We start from the raw sequence: 430 nt of genomic DNA, 5'->3' as shown, positions 1-430 counted from the left end.
ATCGAGCCGAGAATCGAGCCCATGCCGCCGATCACGACGACCGCGAACACCGTGATGATCATCGGCTGCCCCATCAGCGGCGACACCTGAATCACGGGCGCCGCGAGCACGCCGGCGAACGCGGCGAGCGCAACGCCGAAGCCGTAGGTCAGCGTGACCATCATCGGCACGTTGACGCCGAACGCCTCGACGAGCTTCGGATTCTCCGTGCCCGCGCGCAGATAGGCGCCGAGCCGCGTCTTCGCGATCACGAACCAGGTCGCAAGACATACCGCGAGCGACGCGACGACGACCCACGCGCGGTAGTTCGGCAGGAACATGAAGCCGACGTTGGTCGCGCCCTCGAGCAGCGCGGGCACGTCGTACGGCTGCCCGGACGAGCCGTAGATCGCGCGGAACACGCCTTCGACGACGAGCGTGAGCCCGAACG

At 67.7% G+C, this 430-nt stretch carries 1 protein-coding gene; it reads right to left on the bottom strand.

Annotation, left to right across the window (positions count from 1 at the left end; translation table 11 throughout):
• A partial coding sequence (locus J5M71_RS28860; protein ID WP_207839103.1) for a branched-chain amino acid ABC transporter permease occupies positions 1 to 430 on the bottom strand: 430 nt, incomplete at both ends.

Origin of the sequence: Pseudomonas sp. 43(2021), assembly GCF_017490805.1 — a bacterium.
Taxonomy (GTDB): domain Bacteria; phylum Pseudomonadota; class Gammaproteobacteria; order Pseudomonadales; family Pseudomonadaceae; genus Aquipseudomonas.
Note: the sequence above shows the minus strand (reverse complement) of the source record. Positions and strands in the feature narration are given on the sequence as shown.